This window comes from Agarivorans sp., assembly GCF_050295395.1.
GTDB lineage: Bacteria > Pseudomonadota > Gammaproteobacteria > Enterobacterales > Celerinatantimonadaceae > Agarivorans.
The window spans coordinates 1-17,816 of the sequence record NZ_JBNKPP010000101.1 but is presented as its reverse complement, the minus strand read 5'-3'; the positions used below and the strand labels follow the sequence as shown (position 1 = coordinate 17,816).

Annotated in this window: 17 protein-coding genes and 1 pseudogene; 10 read left to right on the top strand and 8 right to left on the bottom strand. The window is 47.3% G+C overall.

Annotated elements, in window-relative coordinates:
• The first annotated feature begins 163 nt into the window (after positions 1-163).
• Entirely contained in the window at positions 164-913 is a 750-nt protein-coding gene (locus ACQY6Q_RS06230) for a potassium channel family protein (RefSeq protein WP_427979170.1), read from the top strand.
• A gap of 2 nt (positions 914-915) precedes the next feature.
• On the opposite strand, the gene ACQY6Q_RS06225 is transcribed toward ACQY6Q_RS06230, so the two are convergent.
• Both ACQY6Q_RS06225 and ACQY6Q_RS06220 read right to left on the bottom strand, forming a co-directional pair.
• Positions 916-1,677: a YdcF family protein gene (locus tag ACQY6Q_RS06225; protein WP_427979168.1), complete on the bottom strand. Its 762-nt coding sequence runs from the start codon at positions 1,675-1,677 to the stop codon at positions 916-918.
• A gap of 1 nt (position 1,678) precedes the next feature.
• Positions 1,679-3,166: a CYTH domain-containing protein gene (locus ACQY6Q_RS06220; RefSeq protein WP_427979166.1), complete on the bottom strand. Its 1,488-nt coding sequence runs from the start codon at positions 3,164-3,166 to the stop codon at positions 1,679-1,681.
• A gap of 184 nt (positions 3,167-3,350) precedes the next feature.
• Between ACQY6Q_RS06220 and ACQY6Q_RS06215 the strand changes: the two genes are divergently transcribed.
• The 3 genes from ACQY6Q_RS06215 to ACQY6Q_RS06205 all read left to right on the top strand — a co-directional run bounded on the left by ACQY6Q_RS06215 (position 3,351) and on the right by ACQY6Q_RS06205 (position 6,043).
• Positions 3,351-4,028 (top strand): TIGR00153 family protein, encoded by a 678-nt coding sequence (locus ACQY6Q_RS06215; RefSeq protein ID WP_427979164.1) that lies wholly within the window; start codon positions 3,351-3,353, stop codon positions 4,026-4,028.
• Positions 4,029-4,055: 27 nt separating this feature from the next.
• The gene (locus tag ACQY6Q_RS06210) at positions 4,056-5,321 is read left to right on the top strand and encodes an inorganic phosphate transporter (protein WP_427979162.1); all 1,266 of its coding nucleotides are present in this window, start codon (positions 4,056-4,058) and stop codon (positions 5,319-5,321) included.
• 113 nt (positions 5,322-5,434) lie between these two features.
• A complete protein-coding gene (locus ACQY6Q_RS06205; protein ID WP_427979225.1) occupies positions 5,435-6,043 on the top strand; it encodes a TIGR04211 family SH3 domain-containing protein in 609 nt (202 codons plus the stop codon).
• 43 nt (positions 6,044-6,086) lie between these two features.
• Here ACQY6Q_RS06205 and ACQY6Q_RS06200 read toward each other — a convergent pair whose 3' ends face one another.
• Complete coding sequence (locus ACQY6Q_RS06200; RefSeq protein WP_427979160.1) at positions 6,087-6,875, bottom strand: general secretion pathway protein GspB; 789 nt, start codon at positions 6,873-6,875, stop codon at positions 6,087-6,089.
• Positions 6,875-8,512, bottom strand: coding sequence for an ExeA family protein (locus ACQY6Q_RS06195; RefSeq protein WP_427979158.1), 1,638 nt, complete (start codon positions 8,510-8,512; stop codon positions 6,875-6,877). The genes ACQY6Q_RS06200 and ACQY6Q_RS06195 overlap by 1 nt, the downstream gene beginning before the upstream one ends.
• 135 nt (positions 8,513-8,647) lie before the next feature.
• Here ACQY6Q_RS06195 and ACQY6Q_RS06190 point away from each other — a divergent pair, with 135 nt between their 5' ends.
• On the top strand, positions 8,648-9,889 hold the full coding sequence (locus ACQY6Q_RS06190) for a multifunctional CCA addition/repair protein (RefSeq protein WP_427979155.1): 1,242 nt from the start codon (positions 8,648-8,650) through the stop codon (positions 9,887-9,889).
• A 39-nt stretch (positions 9,890-9,928) separates the two neighbouring features.
• On the opposite strand, the gene ACQY6Q_RS06185 is transcribed toward ACQY6Q_RS06190, so the two are convergent.
• Genes ACQY6Q_RS06185 through folB form a run of 3 tightly spaced genes read right to left on the bottom strand, consistent with a single transcriptional unit; the run spans position 9,929 to position 11,603 of the window.
• Positions 9,929-10,729: an undecaprenyl-diphosphate phosphatase gene (locus ACQY6Q_RS06185; RefSeq protein ID WP_427979152.1), complete on the bottom strand. Its 801-nt coding sequence runs from the start codon at positions 10,727-10,729 to the stop codon at positions 9,929-9,931.
• Between the two features lie 20 nt (positions 10,730-10,749).
• A complete protein-coding gene (gene folK, locus ACQY6Q_RS06180) occupies positions 10,750-11,238 on the bottom strand; it encodes a 2-amino-4-hydroxy-6-hydroxymethyldihydropteridine diphosphokinase (RefSeq protein ID WP_427979150.1) in 489 nt (162 codons plus the stop codon).
• Positions 11,238-11,603, bottom strand: coding sequence for a dihydroneopterin aldolase (folB, locus tag ACQY6Q_RS06175; protein ID WP_427979148.1), 366 nt, complete (start codon positions 11,601-11,603; stop codon positions 11,238-11,240). The genes folK and folB overlap by 1 nt, the downstream gene beginning before the upstream one ends.
• A 124-nt stretch (positions 11,604-11,727) precedes the next feature.
• On the opposite strand from folB, the gene plsY reads away from it, so the two are divergent.
• Complete coding sequence (plsY, locus tag ACQY6Q_RS06170; RefSeq protein ID WP_427979145.1) at positions 11,728-12,324, top strand: glycerol-3-phosphate 1-O-acyltransferase PlsY; 597 nt, start codon at positions 11,728-11,730, stop codon at positions 12,322-12,324.
• A 38-nt stretch (positions 12,325-12,362) separates the two neighbouring features.
• Here the strand turns inward: plsY and tsaD are convergent, their stop codons facing one another.
• A complete protein-coding gene (gene tsaD / locus ACQY6Q_RS06165) occupies positions 12,363-13,385 on the bottom strand; it encodes a tRNA (adenosine(37)-N6)-threonylcarbamoyltransferase complex transferase subunit TsaD (protein WP_427979143.1) in 1,023 nt (340 codons plus the stop codon).
• 212 nt (positions 13,386-13,597) lie between these two features.
• Here tsaD and rpsU point away from each other — a divergent pair, with 212 nt between their 5' ends.
• The 4 genes and pseudogenes from rpsU to rpoD all read left to right on the top strand — a co-directional run.
• Positions 13,598-13,813, top strand: a complete 216-nt coding sequence (gene rpsU, locus ACQY6Q_RS06160) for a 30S ribosomal protein S21 (protein WP_016403353.1) — start codon at positions 13,598-13,600, stop codon at positions 13,811-13,813.
• Between the two features lie 15 nt (positions 13,814-13,828).
• Complete coding sequence (locus ACQY6Q_RS06155; protein WP_427979140.1) at positions 13,829-14,272, top strand: GatB/YqeY domain-containing protein; 444 nt, start codon at positions 13,829-13,831, stop codon at positions 14,270-14,272.
• Between the two features lie 87 nt (positions 14,273-14,359).
• Positions 14,360-16,125, top strand: a pseudogene (dnaG, locus tag ACQY6Q_RS06150) (DNA primase).
• 147 nt (positions 16,126-16,272) lie between these two features.
• Positions 16,273-17,816 (top strand): RNA polymerase sigma factor RpoD (rpoD, locus tag ACQY6Q_RS06145; RefSeq protein WP_427979138.1); only part of this gene is annotated, 1,544 nt, incomplete at its 3' end.

The following is a 17,816-nucleotide window of genomic DNA, read 5'->3' as shown; positions in this document are numbered from 1 at the left end:
ACCCCAGTACAAGCCACAAAGCCAACAGTGTTGCAGCGGTCAAAGCATTGCAGCCAAACCGCGACAAACACCCAGCTAAAACCCCAAACTCCATGCTTAAAACACTGCTGAGAAAATAAAACTTAGGTATAGTTAAGGCTCTACATGAATTTGGGATTTTTTGATGAAATCAAACAACATCACCGCCTTCGATATCGCCACGCTGCTGCTATCTTTTATTGCCATTGTCATTGTCAGTAGCCTGTTTTTTTACCCGGCTGATTCAGAATTACGCGCCTTATTGGTTAACCTCGATACGCTTATCTGTAGCATTTTTATTTTGCACTTTGTGGTGAGTGCCATTAGAAGCCCCTCAATCATCAATTACATCAAACAAAACTGGATAGACTTAGTAGCCAGTATTCCTATGGTGGAAGGACTGCGCTTCTTACGCTTCTTTCACGCCTACAAGTTACTTCGAGCGGTGCGCCGCCAACGTAACATCATGCGGGACTTAAAAGATCAGCAAGTTGAATCTACCATTGCCAGCATCCTGTTTACTCTGCTGATGATTATCTTGCTCGGTTCCATCAGTATTTTGTTAGTGGAACAAGAACAAACCAATGGGCAAATTCATAGCGCAGGAGAAGCGCTGTGGTGGGCCATCGTCACTATTTCAACTGTAGGTTATGGTGATTTCGTGCCAGTTTCAGATGCAGGAAGAGTAATTGCAGGCTTAATGATTTTAACCGGTGTTGGCTTTTTTGGTGCGGTATCGGGTTTGATGTCGGCGATATTACTACACGGGCGCTCGGTAAAAAATGCCCCGCTAGAGCACTTTATCCGCGAGCAAAGAAAGGAGCAACATGCTTTGAAGAAACAGCTTAACCAAATTCAACAGCAACTCACCGAGCTACAACAGAAACAAAAATAAGCTTAACCGGCCAGCCGCAACCAGAGCATCGCCAAACCTTCATATACGGCGCGATCTGCCTTGGCAATATGCCGCAAACTAGGAATGAAACTCTGCCAAGTAAACTCGGCCTGCCAATTCTTGATTACATAGTCGGTGGGCGCAGCCACTGGCTGCAAACCCTGCATTTCAAACAAATGCATCGCTCTGGGCATATGTGAAGCCTGAGTCACCAATACCAAGTGCTTGGTGGCATGGTTGCGGGCGACATTGGCCGCTTCGTCGGCAGTGTTTTTTAGTTGGTAACTGCGAATAAGCTGAGTCTCTGGCACCCCTAAGGCTAGCGCTAACTGCGCTAACATGTCAGCATGTTGTGCTCCGCTGTGTTGAATGTCCCCGCCAGATAGCAGGATTTTGGCTTGTGGTTGCTGCCTCCATAAGCGCACCGCTTCAGCCACTTTAATGGTGGCACAGGGAAGTAACTGACTGGTTATCGGCTGGCCTGAGTCAACATAATGCAAACAGCCAAGCACCACAATCAGCTCAGTATCTTCGGGGACTTGTTGTAGCGCTGAATACTGTTTCTCCCAATAACGGAGCATGGCGCCACTCAACGGATAGAGACTGAAGCCAAAAATCAGCAATAAACTAGTACAGCCCAACAGCATGGCCAAACGCCGCCGCTTGAATAAGCACAACAGGAAAGCCAAAGCCAATAATAAGCACAAGGCGGTGCTAGGCATGAGTAACAGCGTGAGCAGTTTTTTTAAAGCAAAGCCGCTCACGCTACCAATACACTATTTGTTGAAAAGCCTGCTGGCGAGAGAACTCTAGCGCATCCAATAAGGATTGCTGTTTACGCTGGATCCACTTCTCTACCTGTTGTTGTGGCTCAAGCTCCATTTCAGCCGCCAAAGGATACAAGGGCTCAAATAAACTCAGCTCTTCTATGCCTGACAGGATATCTATCCAAGGCAGGCGAAACTCTTGACGTAACTCTTCGTCAAACAGTTCCCCCACACAAATACCAACCAGTAAATTACGGCGTAGTTTGGTGGCCTGCTTAATATAGGTATCGGCACTAGTGTGTGGCTGAGCCAAAGGAGATTGCCGCAAATAGTCCCAACTGGTTTGTAGCACTTGCTTAGCAATCTGGATGAAGGGCTGTTCTAGCAGCGCTTTGTTTTGCTGCCATTTAGCTTGATACAACCAACGGGTAATTTTTAACATCAAACCGCAATAACGAGCGCTGTGCATCAAGTCATAAACATCTTCAGGCTGAGGCAAGGCCTGTAGTTGCTGTTGCAAGCCCTTATATAACCAGCGCTGTTGAGGTAACTTCTTAATTAAGGCCCCACGTTCGGCGGTAAGTTGGTACAAGCTTGACGCTTGATTAAGCCAAACAAATTGCTGCCTTAACCAACGTAGTTCAGGTAGGTAGTCACACTCTACCAAACCTAGTTCACTAAACATTTTTCCGGCCTGATGCAGCGTTTGTACCGCTAAGGAGACTTGTTCTAGTGCCGCAAAACTATGTTGTTCAACAAACAGCTGTTCGTGATATTGCCAATGCGACAAAGCGGCGGCAAAAATTCGGCTTAAACACTCGGCGCTATTGCTAGCATCGCTTAACTTAACCGCTTTCAAGGATTTAAGCTGAGGCGTTTCCTCTGCCACCAACATATAACCACGCTGGGCTTTACTAATATTGGCATGGCGTAGACCGTCGATCTCGGCAATATCTGAGGCCAATTCAAATAATTGGCTCAGATCGCCCTTCACCAGCTCCAGTTCTAGCTCGCAGATCGCTTCTTCGGTGGCCTTGGCTGTAAGAGCGCCCTGATCGAAAGCCACTTCAACTAAGGTGTCATTGGCTAAATCAACCAGCCAAGTCTGCCGTTCAAAGGAAGTGGTAAATAAAGAATAAAGCTGACTATTTAAATGTTCTAAGTTGGTGCCGGCTGGCCAAATGGAAGAATCGAATAAGCTAAGGTCGGGCTGATTGGCTTGAATAACACAATTATATTCGGGCCGCTGATGCAAACCACCGAGACTAATTCCGTCGGTTTTAATGGTTTGCACGTTGTCGCCATCGCCGCTGCGAATGCGTAAGCCCATGCCCCAACGCATCAATTGACGGTCAGCCGTATCAAAATAAACACTGGTGAGAGTTTTCACTTCAGTTTGCAACACTCTATACTTGTTGAGTCGAGCCAGTAATTCTGAAGTGCATTGGGGTGTAGCTAAGAGCTTGATTTCTATTTCATTGTTCATGGTTTATCCATGTTAGGCTGATGCAGCGACCGGCTCCCTCTGTTCAGTTTTCATACAAAACCTTTGATTTAGCTCAAGTAAAGAGCAAGATTTTGTAAGATAAATGCTTGCAACTAAGCTCTGCTACGTTACCATGCGCCTCGCAAAAAATATATCCTTTGCATAGCTAATTGGAATACAGATTATGTCCGGAAATACAATTCTAGGTTTGTTTGCTAAGTCGCCAATTAAACCACTAGAAGACCATATCAACGTCGTCAGCGAATGTTGTGAGGGTTTAGTACCGTTTTTTGAAGCGGTATTAGAGAAAGATTGGAAGCGTGCGGCCAAGCGTCGTCGTGATATCTCGAATCTAGAAAAAGAAGCTGATCGCATGAAACGCGATATTCGCTTAAACCTGCATGGCGGAATTTTCATGCCGGTAGAGCGCTCTGACGTATTAGAACTGCTTACCCACCAAGATCGCATTGCGAACAAAGCAAAAGATATATCAGGTCGAATGCTGGGTCGCAAAATGGAGTTACCCCCAAAACTCGCCGAAATGTTTATGGCTTACTTAGCGCGCTGTTTAGACGCCACCACTAAAGCCAAAGAAGCCATTAACGAGCTAGAAGATCTACTAGAAACCGGCTTTAAAGGCCGCGAAGTAGAGTTAGTAAGAAAAATGGTCCAAGAACTCGATATCATCGAAGATGAGACCGACCTACAACAAATCAAAATTCGTCGCAAATTGCAAAAACTAGAGAAAAAACTAGACCCAATTGATGCGATGTTCCTTTATTACATCATTGAAGCAATCGGCGAACTGGCCGATCAAGCCTTGCGCGTTGGCGCACGCTTAGAGCTAATGATCTACCGATAAGATAAAGAAAACACTTAGGTAACTCCAATGGAAATACTTGCAACTTACGGCTCTACGCTGATTATTATCGCGGCCGTCTTTGGCTTCGTGATGGCGTGGGGCATTGGTGCTAACGATGTAGCAAATGCTATGGGTACATCAGTTGGCTCTAACGCAATTACAATTAAACAAGCGATTATTATCGCTATGATCTTCGAATTTGCCGGCGCGTATTTAGCCGGTGGTGCGGTAACCAATACCGTGCGTAAGGGCATTATTGATTCAGGAGCATTTACGAATACTCCAGAATTACTGGTATTTGGGATGATTGCAGCGCTATTGGCAGCCGGAACCTGGCTTCTAATTGCGTCTTACAACGGTTGGCCTGTGTCTACCACCCACTCCATTATCGGCGCCATTATTGGTTTTGCTGCGGTAGGTGTAGGTACCGAAGCCGTAGCTTGGGGCAAAGTATCGGGAATTATTGGCAGCTGGATTATTACTCCCGCCATCTCCGGGGTCTTTGCCTACTTCATCTTCATCAGCGCCCAAAAACTGATTTTTGAAAACGAAAACCCACTCGAAGCAGCCAAACGTTACGTGCCTGGCTACATGTTCCTCGCGGGTTTCATGATGGCATTAGTCACCATTAAAAAAGGTTTGAAACACGTCGGCTTAGAAATGAGCAGTGTCGAGGGCTACATCTGGGCGGTATGTATTGGTTTAGTGGTAGCCATTGTCGGCAAAATTATTATCAGTCGACTAAAAATCGACCCCAAAGCCGACCGCCAAATGCACTACACCAACGTAGAGAAAGTATTTGCGGTACTGATGGTGATCACAGCTTGTTGTATGGCTTTTGCTCACGGCTCCAACGATGTAGCCAACGCTATTGGTCCTTTGGCTGCAGTCGTTAGCGTGGTTCATAACAGTGGTGAAATCAGCGCCAAAGCAGAACTTGCTTGGTGGATTTTGCCGTTAGGTGGCCTAGGCATTGTAGCGGGTTTGGCTATTTTTGGTCATCGAGTTATCGCCACCATTGGTAAAGGTATTACTCACCTTACACCTAGCCGTGGTTTTGCTGCCGAACTTGCAGCAGCGACCACTGTAGTAGTCGCCTCAGGCACTGGCCTACCAATTTCTACTACGCAAACTCTAGTGGGGGCGGTATTAGGTGTAGGTATGGCGCGTGGTATTGCGGCGCTTAATCTCGGCGTAGTTCGTAGTATTGTAGTATCTTGGGTGGTAACCCTGCCTGCCGGTGCGGCACTTTCTATTGTGTTCTACTACATCCTACTAGCGATATTTAACTAAGTGCTCAAAAACCCACTCAGTTAAGCAAGATTAACAGCGTTGTCGGTTGAGACTGGCAACGTTGTTTCGTACACTAACGGCGAATATTATCTAAATAAAAGAGATTAGCCGTGATGGTCAGAACCCTATCTGCAGCGTTGGTATCACTTGTCCTCGCTTTCCCCGCTTTAGCCCAAACCCGTTATATTTCCGATGACCTATATGTGTTTATACACTCTGGCCCTAGTAACCAGTATCGTATTATTGGCACCGTCAACGCTGGAACCCAAATCAACCAAGTTGACTACAACCAAGAAACCGAATACGCCAAAATCACCTTAGATAATGGTCGTGAAGGCTGGGTTGAAGCCAAATTCTTAAATCGCTCTCCCGGTTTAGCGGCTCAGCTAGAGCAAGTGAAAAGCCAATTAGAGAAAAGTGAAGCGGCGCTTAAACAGCAGTTAGAGCAGAGCGAAACAGCCTCGGCTGACCGAGTACAACAAATCGAAGTTCAGCAACAGCAAATCGAGCAATTACAAGCCAGTAATGATCAGCTCAATGAGCGACTTCAACAAGTTACAGAACAGAACGTGCAAATTCAGCGCGAGCTAGATACCAAAGATGAAAGCGTGCAAATGCAATGGTTTATCAACGGTGCAGGGGTGGCTGCAGGCGGCTTAATTCTAGGTTTAATCTTACCGTTGATCCCTCGTCGTAAGAAACGTGACAACCAGTGGATGTAGTGTTTTTTAAAGCATGAGAAAGGCGCTTACTGCGCCTTTTTTGTTAACCCCAATCTGACAAGGCATTTAAGCGGCATAAATTGCCCGCCACCCGCAACACAATGTCATCCATACGGATCGCTACCAACTCGATATTGGCATTCACAAAATCCCCTTCAGCGAACTCTTGGTTATTCAAAGTGACATAGCGACGGCTAGGATCCGATGAAAACACATGAGAATTAAAGGTAATTGCTGGTATTAAAGCCTGAATAGCTGGCTCTAAAGCGCCAATTAATGGCGCATCGTCATAACGCGTCACATCGTTTTGCTCCGCCCAGCTGAGCGTTTCCGTAGCTTGTACCGCCGCGGCAAAACGCTGCTCTAAGTTGCCTTGCTGAGACGCCGACTTATTTGCTGCAGCGGAGTTAGTTACCGAATTATTATCTGCCGATGTTGCCGCTAACGGCTGTTGCTGCGACGCTTCCGTTTGCGCTGCCTGATTGGGTGCTTGCGCCAGCAAATCTTCAAACTGCTGCTGGCGCAAAGCTAACAGGTCCACTTTCTCTAGGTCATCAAAGCGAGGCAAAGGGCGTAACTCAAAATCCAACTTAGCCGGCTCTAGCGCCGTCACTTTCACCTGCGAAACTGGCAACTCGGCTGGCTTCACCACCTTGGGCTGCCTAACACTTGGTTTTTGGCTTTGCTGCCAAAACCAAAAACCGGCGCCCGCTATTGCCAAGCTAATAAGCGACGCCAATACTGCACTCAATATAGGTTTACTTGTAGCAGGGGCCACCAATGCTACGGCATCGTTACTGTTACGCCGCTGCGCATCTAAAATACTCGACATTAATTCATCTCCTGCAAGCGGGGTTGATCTGCATAAATTTGCTGGTTTAAGCGCAATAGGGTAAACACCCCAACAATGCCGTCAGCATTAAGATTATTTTGCTGCTGGAACTGCAACACCTGCTGGCTAAGTTGCTGATCAAAACTAAAGGTTTGGCGTGGTGGCTGACCTTGAATTAACGACAAGCTTTGCTCCAACCAATATACCGCTTGTCCTTGGTTACCTTGTTTTAATACCCCGTCAAAGCCTTGTGGTGGTTGCCACAATACTTGAAATTCGCCCTGCCAACGCTGCCCCAACCATTGTTCACTCACCAACATAGAATGCTCACCCAGCCATAACTCTACCTCAGCCCCCCAATGGCGAATCACCGCATAAAAGCGCTCGCCTTGATCTTCTAAGGCCACTACAGCAGGCAAATTCACCTCACGTAGCACTTTTTCACCACCGCTTAAGCTTAAACAATGTAAATCCACCGCCGTAACCAAGCTACAACTAGCTTGGCTTAGCGGCACATCGTAGCCCCAACTACGCAATAACAGCTGCCATGAACGATCCGGCAAAATACTGCTGGCTTTAAGCTGTTGCCATTGCTGCTGTTGCTGTTGGACTTGCTCGCGTCGCTCTGCTTGTTGCTGCATGGCCAAATGTTGGGCTTGCAAGCGCTGCTGGTCTAAAGCACTAGCCGAAATAGTTTGCGAGGCTTGAACGTCTATCTCAGTAAAACGAGTTAACCACGATGGTCCCCAATAGAAAGCCACCAGTAACAAGCCCCCCAGCAACGCGCCGGTAGCAAGATAACCCAAATTCAAACCTGTCGCTTTCGGCTCAGACAGGGCAACTTCTGCAATCGCCTGTTTTAGCGCCTTTTTGTCCACCACCATCTGGTCATGGCCATAAGCGGCTAACAAAGCACGGTCACACAATAAATTAATCACCCGAGGGATGCCTTCTGCAGCACTGTGTAGCTGTTTCACCAAGGCCTTTGAAAACAACGGCCGTTCGCAGCCTGCGACCCGCAAGCGGTGACGAATATAGGCGTCCACTTCAGTTACGGTGAGGGGCAATAGGTGATAACGCGCGGTAATGCGCTGCGCTAACTGGCGCAAAATGGGTTGCTTCAATTTTTGCTGCAATTCCGGTTGGCCAATTAGCACCACTCGCAGCAACTTACGGGTATCGGTCTCAAAGTTAGTCAGTAGGCGCAGCTGTTCCAACACATCAACAGACAAGTGCTGCGCTTCGTCAATCAGCAACATGGTATTGCCACCAGCCGCGTGGTTCTCCAACAGGCGTTGACGAATAAGGTCGCCAAAGTCCTTCACACTGAAGCTGGCTTTGTCGTAGTTAATCTTGAGTTCATCACACACGGTGGCCAATAACTCCAGCTCTGTCAGGCTAGGGTTTAGCACCATTGCCACTTGGGTATTTTCGGGCAACTGTTTTAATAAGGCGCGCGAGACGGTGGTTTTACCGGTGCCCACTTCCCCGGTAAGCAAGACAAATCCACCGGTTTCCCCCAAACCAAAACTTAAATGGGCTAAGGCCTCTTTATGCCGCTCGCTCATAAATAAAAAATCGGGGTTTGGCGCAATTGAAAAAGGGTTTTCCTTTAAGCCAAAGTAATCCAAATACATTAAACCACTGTCCTTTCGCCGAAGCTGTTCTACCACTTATCACTGAAGCGGTAATCCTAGCCCTATTAAGCATTGATAGGTGTATAATACCCTTGCGCAAAGCGTTTGTGGACATTGATTATTGAGGAGTGCTAAGTGGAAACCTATTTAGTCGGCGGAGCGGTACGCGATCAACTACTGGGTTTACCCGTTAAAGATCGTGACCATGTGGTCGTTGGCGCCACCCCCGAGCAAATGCTTAAGCTGGGTTACAGCCAAGTCGGTAAAGACTTCCCGGTATTTTTGCACCCGCACAACCAAGAAGAGTACGCACTAGCACGCACCGAACGTAAACAAGGCAGTGGCTACACCGGCTTTAGTTGCTACTTCGCCGACGATGTCAGCCTGGAAGAAGATTTGCTGCGTCGCGACCTCACCATTAATGCGATAGCCCAATCAGAGCAAGGCAAGCTCATCGACCCCTATGGCGGGCAAGCCGATCTACAAGCGCGGATCTTGCGCCATGTCTCTCCCGCTTTTGTAGAAGACCCGCTTCGAGTATTGCGCGTGGCGCGTTTTGCCGCCCGCTTTCACCCACTCGGTTTTCAGGTGGCTGAAGACACCCTAAAACTAATGCAACAAATTGCTCATTCTGGTGAACTGACCTGTCTGACTCCAGAGCGTATTTGGTTGGAGTTAGAGAAAGCCTTAGCTAGCCCAGCCCCCCAGGTATTTTTTGAGGTACTCAAACAGACCGATGCCTTGGCCACCTTAATTCCAGAGCTAGACCAGTTGTTTGGTGTGCCCGCTAGCCCTAAGTGGCACCCCGAAATCGATACCGGCATTCATACCTTGATGGTGATTGAGCAAAGCGCCAAGCTAGATTATCACCCGGTGGTGCGTTTTGCCGCGTTGTGTCATGACTTTGGTAAGGCTTTAACGCCCCAAGAAAAGTTGCCGTCTCATCCCGGCCACGGCCCCGCTGGTGTAAGCCCAATTAAGGCATTTTGCCAGCGAATTAAAGTTCCCAACGAATACCGCGATTTAGCGCTACTAGTGGCAGAGCACCACATTACTATTCACAGTGCCTTAGAACTGCGCCCAGAAACCGTATTAAAACTGTTTGACCGCTGTGATGCTTGGCGTAAGCCTCAACGCTTTCAACAGGTACTGGAAGCGGGCGTGGCAGACATCAAAGGGCGTCTCGGCTTTGCCGACCATGACTACCCTCCCTACAACTATTTACTTCGCCAATTAGAGGTGGCCAATAGTGTCGATGTGCAGGCCATTGTAAAAGCCGGTTTTAAAGGTGTAGAAATTAAGCAACAGCTCCATCAGAAGCGACTACAGTTACTCAGCGAAGAAAAACAGCGTTATTTATCTCAAACGCAACACTAAGCCAATAAAAAAGCTCGCCAAAACGCGAGCTTTTAACGTTTAACTGAAGGCTAAAAAGCCCAGTAAAAATGCGCCCAACAATAAGCGATATATTACAAAAGGCTTCATCCCTACTCGACTTACCCAACGAATAAACAGGTGAATACAGGAATAGGCGCTAACAAAAGAAATCACCACTCCTAAAGCCATTGCCGACCAATCTACAGCGACCGGATTTTCCACCATGTCTTTGGTCATCAATACACAGGCTCCCACTATCACTGGGATCGACATCAAAAATGAAAAGCGCGCGGCTGCTTCCCGAGTTAACCCCAACATTAAACCCGCGGTAATCGTGATACCGCTACGCGAGGTACCTGGAATAATCGCCACCGCCTGAGCAATACCAATAAACAAGGCCTGTTTCCAACCAATCTGGTACTCATCATTTAACAACTTGGCCTGCGCATCGGCCCACCACAGTAGGGCACCAAAAATTAAGGTGGTAGCAGCAATCACATAGGCTGAACGAAGATACTCCTCAATCAAATCCTTAAATAAACCGCCAAACAATACCGCAGGAATGGTGGCCAAAATAATCAACCAAGCCAACAAGGCATCAGGGCTACGCTTGCCAGTAAACGAAGCCAGCCAAGCGATTAACATCGACCATACTTCTTTTCGGAAATAACCTAATACTGCTAACAAGCTGCCCACATGGACCGCCACATCAAAAGTAATACCCTGATCCTGCCAGCCTAATACCTGCGAAGGCAAAATTAGGTGAGCAGAGCTCGAAATAGGAAGAAACTCAGTTAAGCCCTGAATCAAGGCCAACATTATGGTTTCGAAAGCACTCATGCACTGTTCCTTGCTAAAAATTAAAAGGTGAAACTGTCGATCCGAGTCAAAACTTGAGCACTATCAGCAAATTCCTTCCATAGCTGAGTGTAAGTTTTTGCGAGTGTTGGATGCTCTAAGTCCCCAGCAATATCACTTAAAGGTTTCAGAACAAAGGCACTTTTTATTATTTCGGCTCTAGGTAGCTGGCAGGGTTCGGCTACCACCAACTGGTTATATAAAAGAATATCGATATCCAGTGTGCGTGACGAGTACTTTTGTGCATCTTTTGCTCGCCCATGTTCGAACTCGATGCGCTTAATGGCGGCAAATACCGCCTCAAGTGATAAGGGTGTCGTAAATCTGGCCACCAAATTATAAAAATCGGGGCCATCAAAACCTAAGGCTGGGCATTCATAAACTGGGCTTAAGCTCAATTCACCAAAGTGGGCCTCTAAGGCAGCCACCCCTTGGCGAATATAACGTTGGCGCTCAATATTACTGCCAATACCAACAAACACATCAGCCATTACGATGAGGCTTCCGTTTGACTGCGCTCTATCTGCACCCCCACATTGGCAGCAAAAGCTACCGCGCCAGGTTTGTTAATGGTGACTTTAATCCAAGGTACTGCAAACTGCGTGAGGATTAAGCTGGCCACTTTTTCCGCCACGGTTTCCACTAGCTCATGCGGCTGCTGGCTTACTAAGTCACTCACTGCCTGGCTCACCGAGGCATAATCCAAGGCCAGCGACAAATCATCACTCAAGCCTGCAGGGCGATTATCCCAAGCCATCTCTAAATCAATCAGCAATTTTTGCTTAATTTGTTTTTCCCACTCGTAAGCGCCTATAGTCGCCAATACGGTGAGCTCTTTAATAAATACTTTATCCATAATTCCCAGCTGCTATGCTGCCTACCTACCAATTAGCCTTAGCTAAAAAAACAGCGTATGATTTGACCTTTGAGAGAGCGCGATAATACCGCAATTCAACAATGGGTGGAATGCTTCTAAGCTAATGGGTTTACTCGGTTTATTTTTTATTACGGCGGCTTATTTACTGGGTTCCATCTCCAGTGCCGTGCTCATCTGCCGAATTTATCGCCTACCCGACCCGCGAACCCATGGTTCAAATAATCCCGGAGCGACCAATGTTTACCGCATTGGCGGCAAAACCCCAGCGATATTAGTGTTAGTTTGCGACCTACTCAAAGGCACCATTCCGGTTTGGTTGGGTTACTACGCCAACTTAGCCCCGATAGTACTGGGCTTTGTCGGTATCGCCGCCTGTCTTGGCCATATGTATCCAATTTTCTTTCATTTTGAAGGCGGCAAAGGCGTTGCTACAGCGCTCGGCGGAGTACTGCCCATTGGTCTGGATTTAGCCGCCCTATTAATCGTGACTTGGATTATTACCCTAAAACTAAGAGGCTATTCCTCGCTAGCCGCCATCGTCAGCGTGAGTTTAGCACCACTGTATACTTGGCTCATCAAACCCGAATACACCCTGCCGGTAGCGATGCTATCGTGCCTGATCATTATTCGCCATCAAGGGAATATTTCTCGGCTGCGCAACCATACCGAAACCAAAGTAGTAAACAAAAATAAGCAATAAAAAACGCTCCAGCTAGGAGCGTTTTTTATCAGCTTGAGTTAAGCCTGCTTTGCTGGGGGCAATTCATCCAGCGGCCAGCGCGGCATCGCCTGCACCGACAAACCCACGGTTTGCCCCGCCTTAAAACGCTGCATTCCAGCATAGGCAATCATTGCGCCGTTATCGGTACAAAACGCCGGACGCGGATAGTAAACCTGACCGCCGCGCGAAGCCAACAGCTCACCTAGCTGCTCACGCAAAGCTTTGTTAGCACTCACACCACCGGCAATAACCAAACGTTTTAAGCCGGTTTGCTTCAAGGCGCGACGACATTTAATGATTAAGGTGTCCACCAAAGCTTGCTGAAAGGCCAGCGCGATATCGGCTTGGGTTTGCTCGTCTTTACCTTCACTGTCGATAGTATTTTTCGCAAAAGTTTTTAAGCCAGAAAAACTCATATCCAAACCGGGACGATCGGTCATCGGTCGCGGGAAAGTAAAACGCCCTGGTTGGCCTTTTTCCGCCAAGCGACTCAAAGCAGGGCCACCGGGATAATCTAAACCCAATAGTTTGGCTGTTTTATCAAAGGCTTCACCAGCGGCATCATCAATCGACTCACCTAAAATTTGGTACTCACCAATGCCATCGACTTCAACCAATAGGGTATGACCACCAGAAACCAGCAAGGCTAAAAACGGAAACTCTGGCGGATTATCTTCCAACATCGGCGCCAACAAGTGGCCTTCCATATGATGAACCGGCACAGCAGGTTTTCCCCAAGCCATAGCAATACTGCGCGCAGTTAGCGAGCCCACCAATAAGGCACCCACTAGGCCAGGCCCTGCGGTATAGGTCACTGCATCAATTTGCTCGGGGCTACAATTGGCCTTTTCCATTGCCTCTTTAATCAGCGGAATGGTTTTACGAATATGGTCTCGTGAAGCCAGCTCTGGCACCACCCCACCATAATCAGCATGTAGCTTAATTTGACTGTATAAAACATCGGCCAATAAGCCCTGCTGGTCATCGTAAATGGCCACACCGGTTTCATCACACGATGTTTCAATACCGAGTACACGCATAGTTTCTACTTTTCCTACTCTGGGATGGGCGAAAATTCGCCGCTGTAAGCCTATAAAAATCGCAGCTATCTTACTTGTTCGCGGCTTATTTCACCAGAGGATTACAAATAGGCTTTACATTGCCCCCCAGTTCGGCTTAAAATTCCGCACCATTTTTAAACACTACGGCTGATTTTTGTTCGGCCCTCAATAAACCGGAAGGTGATAGGCATATGCCAATCGTTAAAGTACGTGAAAACGAACCATTTGACGTAGCTCTACGTCGTTTCAAGCGCTCTTGCGAGAAAGCAGGTATTCTTTCTGAAGTTCGCCGTCGCGAGTTTTACGAAAAACCAACTACAGCTCGTAAACGTGCTAAAGCGTCTGCTGTTAAACGTCACGCTAAGAAATTGGCTCGTGAAAACGCACGTCGCGTTCGCTTGTACTAAGCGCTGATAGACCCTATGTCATTAAAAGCAACGTTACAAGACGAACAAAAAGCAGCAATGCGCGCCAAAGACAAATTTCGTCTTGGCACTCTGCGCATGTTGTTGGCGGCAGTTAAGCAAGTCGAAGTTGATGAACGCATTACGCTAGACGACGAACGCATTTTAAGCATCATCGTAAAGCAAGTTAAACAACGTAAAGACGCCGCAGAGCAGTTTCTCGCCGCTGAGCGTCACGACCTAGCAGACACAGAACTCGCCGAGATTGAAATCTTAGAAACGTTCCTTCCTAAAGCTCTAACTGAACAAGAAGTGGCTTCATTAATTGAAGCGGCCATTGCTCAATCAGGTGCTGCAGGAATGCAAGATATGGGTAAAGTGATGGGCATCCTGAAACCTCAGGTACAAGGCCGTGCAGACATGGGCGCAATTAGCGCTGCTGTTCGCAGTAAACTAGCCTAAGTCCATCCCTTAGAATACTCGAACAAGCCGTGTTCTCTTTGAGTTCACGGCTTGTTTGTTTTTCAAAAACGCTGAAGTTGGTAGCGAATGGCCGGAAGAATAGCGCAACAATTTATCGATGACCTATTGGCGAGAACAGATATTGTTAGCCTAATCGATCAGCGCGTGCGCCTAAAAAAAACCGGAAAAAACTATACAGCCTGCTGTCCTTTCCATAACGAAAAATCCCCCTCATTTAACGTAAGCCAAGACAAACAGTTTTATCACTGCTTTGGTTGTGGTGTCAGCGGCAACGCTATTAGCTTTTTAATGGAATACGACAGACTCGAGTTTGTTGACGCGGTAGAAGAGCTGGCCAGCCAAATGGGCCTGGAAGTTGAACGGGAAAACAGCAACAACAGCAAGTTTGATCAAGCCAAAAGCCAGCAACAACGCCAAGCCGCCAAAGACTTATACGAGCTCATTGCTCAGGCTAGCCGTTTCTTTCAGCAGCAATTACGCAGCCATCCTAAAAAGCAGCAAGTGATCGACTATTTAAAAGGTCGTGGACTTAGCGGCGAGGTGGTGCAACGCTTCTCGATTGGTTATGCACCCGATGAGTGGGATGCACTGGGTAAAACGCTTGGTTACTCAGCACAAGCGAGTCAACAACTGTTAGATGCAGGCTTATCGATTGAAAATGAAAGCGGTCGCCGCTATGACCGTTTTCGTGATCGAGTGATGTTCCCTATTCGCGATAAGCGAGGGCGCTACATTGGCTTCGGCGGCCGAGTACTGGGCGACGGTACACCCAAATACCTCAACTCACCAGAAACCAGCGTATTTCATAAGGGTCGAGAGCTATATGGCCTATACGAAGTACGCCAAGCCCACAAACAAGTGCCACAGATTCTGGTGGTTGAAGGCTATATGGACGTGGTATCGCTGGCCCAGTTTGGAGTGGACTATGCAGTGGCTTCACTGGGTACCTCTACCACGCCGGAGCATTTGCAAACGCTATTTCGCGCCAGCAGTAAAATTATCTGCTGTTATGATGGCGACCGCGCCGGACGCGATGCTGCCTGGCGTGCACTAGAAAATGCCCTACCGCACTTACGTGACGAGGTAGAGCTGAAGTTTATGTTTTACCCGATGGCGAAGATCCCGACACCTTAATACGTCAAGAAGGCAAAGACGGTTTTGAACAACGTATGCATCAGGCGATGCCCTTGTCGCGCTTTTTATTCGAACGCTTAAGTCAAGAAATCGACATTAGCAGCGATGCCGGTAAAAGCCACATGGCTGCCCGCGCCTACGAGCTCATTTCGCAAGTAAAGGCTAACTTTTACAAAGAAACCTTGTTGACCGAGTTAGCCACTCAAAATCGGATGATTCGTAGCCAACTAGAAAAAGAACTGGCGCAACTAGAGCGCCAACAACGTAACCAAGTCAGTAGCGTTAAAAAGCTCAGCCTAACGCCTATGCGTAAAGCTATCGCAATGATTTTACAACGCCCGGCGATCGCCAACGACTTGCCGCCCTCGGAAGAGCTACAGCAAGTTAACATCAAGGGCATGCCGCTACTACTGGCCTTAATCGCCGAAATCCATAATAAGCCGGATATTACTAGCGCCCAGTTGTTAGAACGTTGGCGTGACCAACCAGAGCAAAAACATTTAAGCGCGTTGGCCAGCTACAATTTGGAAATCGACGAGTCCGGCTACCCCGACGAACTGCAAGATATTATTGCCAGTTTCATCGAACAACTGCTGTTACAACGTTACGAACAGCTCAATGTAAAGTCCTTAAACGGCACACTGAGTATCGAGGAGAAACGTGAAATGTTGCAATTAATTACCGAATTAAAGCCTTAAATGGTTTGTTTAAGTAATAAACAAAAACTTTTTACTAAATTGACCTTGATATAGAAATTTTAACCCATACTTGATATAATTCATCGTTTGCGCCTACAGCGCGAACGTTTATGGTTTTGCTAGCTTAATCTACTTCGGATGACATCTATGGAACAAACCCCACAGTCTCAACTCAAACTCCTTCTCGCAAAAGGTAAAGAGCAAGGCTACTTAACTTATGCAGAGGTAAATGACCATTTACCTGCTGATATCGTAGATTCCGATCAAGTTGAAGATATCATTCAAATGATCAACGACATGGGTATTCAGGTACATGAAAATGCGCCCGATACCGATGACTTACTGTTGGCCGAGAATACAACTGACGAAGACGCAGCAGAAGCCGCGGCGCAAGCACTTGCCACAGTAGAGTCAGAACTTGGCCGAACCACCGACCCAGTACGTATGTACATGCGCGAAATGGGCACCGTTGAACTATTAACCCGTGAGGGCGAAATTGACATCGCCAAACGAATTGAAGAAGGGATCAATGAAGTTCAACGCAGTGTTTCAGAGTACCCCGAAACTATTTCTATCTTGCTTGATATGTATGATCAATACCAAGCAGAAGAACTCAAAATTAGCGACATCGTAAACAGCTTCATCGACGAAAACGAAATAGCCGAAGCGGCGCCAACCGCCACTCACATCGGTTCAGAGCTTGAAGAAAAAGATCTCGATGACGAAGACGATGACGACGACGACGACGATGACGAAGAAGAAGAAGACGTAGGTTTAGACCCAGAAGTGGTGAAAGAGCGCTTCGACACGCTACGCACTCAATACGACAAAACCCACGCGGTTATTGCCGAGCATGGCCGTTTGTCTGCTCAAGCAACCAAAGAAATCTTTGAGCTAAGTGAAATTTTCCACACTTTCCGCTTAGTGCCTAAATTGTTCGACAAATTAGTTGCCAGCATGCGCAACATGATGGAGCGGGTGCGTACCCAAGAGCGTCTAATCATGAAGCTATGTGTTGAGCAAGGCAAAATGCCTAAGCAAGCCTTTGTAAAAGCTTTCTCCAAAGACGAAACAAGCGAAGACTGGTTTAACGAGCATAAAACCTCAGCTAAAGACTACGCGCCAGCGTTAATGGAAGTAGACGAAGAAGTACGTCGTTGTATCTTCAAACTTAAAAGTGTTGAAGAAGAAACTGGCCTTAGCATTAACAGCATTAAAGACATCAACCGTCGTATGAGCATCGGTGAAGCCAAAGCCCGCCGAGCTAAGAAAGAAATGGTTGAAGCCAACCTACGTTTGGTTATCTCTATTGCTAAAAAGTACACCAACCGTGGCTTACAATTCCTTGATTTAATTCAGGAAGGTAACATTGGCTTGATGAAGGCGGTAGATAAGTTTGAATACCGTCGTGGTTACAAGTTCTCGACTTACGCCACTTGGTGGATCCGTCAGGCAATTACCCGTTCAATTGCAGACCAGGCACGTACTATTCGTATTCCTGTGCACATGATCGAAACCATTAACAAGCTAAACCGTATTAGCCGTCAAATGCTTCAAGAAATGGGCCGCGAACCCACGCCAGAAGAATTGGCAGAACGCATGTTAATGCCTGAAGACAAGATCCGTAAGGTGCTAAAAATTGCCAAAGAGCCTATCTCCATGGAAACCCCAATTGGTGACGATGAAGATTC